Genomic DNA, 1,633 nt, shown 5'->3' on the forward strand with positions numbered 1-1,633 from the left:
ACTATCATCGATACAGACGGCATCCAAAGTGCTAGCGGTGAAAATAGCGTAACAGTAGCTGGCATAGATGATGCTGGAATTTACTTTGGTGAAGACGTAGACTTAAATACATCTATCACAAGAGATGAGAGCTCAAAAGATGGCGAGCTACGCCAAACTTCACTTGTTATAAAAGTGCCAAACAATGTTGTAACTGGCGATAAGATGACACTAGAGGTTACAAGTGATGGCGTGACTACAACTAAAGAATTTACTATCACGAAAGATATAGATCCTAACACCAATATTGCAACCATAACTCTAACAGGTGCTAATGGCGAAACTATCGTCGCTGATGCTAGCAATAAAGTGACAATCCCAGGTGTAGAGATCAAAGAAGATAAGCAAGCAGACGCAAAAGCTACATTTACAGATAGTAAGGGCTTTGCAAACAATGAGGTAGTAAACGAGGCTACACTTGAAGCACTTCACGATGATATGAGTATCACATTTGCAGAAGATGGAAATTTTGATGGAATTTTAAATTCTGACGAAGCAGCAATCGACGGCGATATAAATTCTACAAAAGCCACTATCAAACTACCAAGCAACGTTGTTGACGGCGACATACTAAAAATAAGTGTAGATGGCAAACCTGATGTTGAATTTACTATCCACAAAAATGCAAATGGTGTTATCACGGTACCTGGACTAACTGTTGTTGGTAATAAAGCTGTTGAGTATCCACTAAATCTTACAGAAGATCATACTACAACTATAAAAGCGACAGTTTCAGACAAAACTGGTGTTGATAAAGTTGGCACAGTAAGTGACATCTTACTTGACGCACAAGGCGGCGGAGCTGGTACTGCGCTAAGAGTGCTAATCGATGAGGATAAAGACAGAAACGGCAAGCTAAGTAGAGATGAGGCAAATTCTGACGGCAATATCAATGTAACTTCAGCAACTGTAACTCTACCAAGCAGCCTAAACGCTGGTGAAAATTTTGTAATAACAGTAAATGGCACACCAACTACATATAAAGTCTCAACTAAAACTGGTAGCGTTTTAACTATAGAAGATGCAAGTGGAAATAGCGTGACTCTACAACCAGGAAACGTACTAAAAATTCCTAATATCCCAATAAGTGTTGGCAACCCAGCTAAGGTAGAATTTACATCTGCTAACAGCGGTTCAAAAGCAGCAGAGGCTGAGCTAGAAGCTATAAAAGGCAACGAAGTAAAAGTATCTTTTGACGAAGATAACGCTAGTAGAGATGGCGGTCTAAGCAGAAATGAGGCCGTTTCAGATTTGGCCCTAAAACAAACAACAATGAGTGTTAAGATCCCTTACAATGTTATTGATGGAGATAAGGTAGCAGTAGTTGCAACTGATACAGTAACCGGAAATAAGATAGAAAAAACTTATGTTATCAGTAAAGATGCTAGCGGTAGAATATTTGCAACAGACGAAAATGGTGTAATTGCTGAGGCTGAAAACAATACTATTAAGGTTAAAAACGTACCTATGTCACCAGGCGGCACGACTGAGGCAAAAGCTACACTTACAAGTAAAGATGGCGAAGTTGCAGAAGATAGGGGTCAGTTAAAGCTAGCTAAGCTAAGCGCGGCAGGTCTAAAAGTATCTTATCTTT

1 pseudogene is annotated in these 1,633 nt (G+C 39.6%); it reads left to right on the forward strand.

The features are described 5' to 3' along the window. Positions 1-1,633, forward strand: a pseudogene (locus tag Q0296_RS03695) (hypothetical protein); the annotation flags it as partial.

Source organism: uncultured Campylobacter sp., from assembly GCF_937890585.1.
Taxonomy (GTDB): domain Bacteria; phylum Campylobacterota; class Campylobacteria; order Campylobacterales; family Campylobacteraceae; genus Campylobacter_A.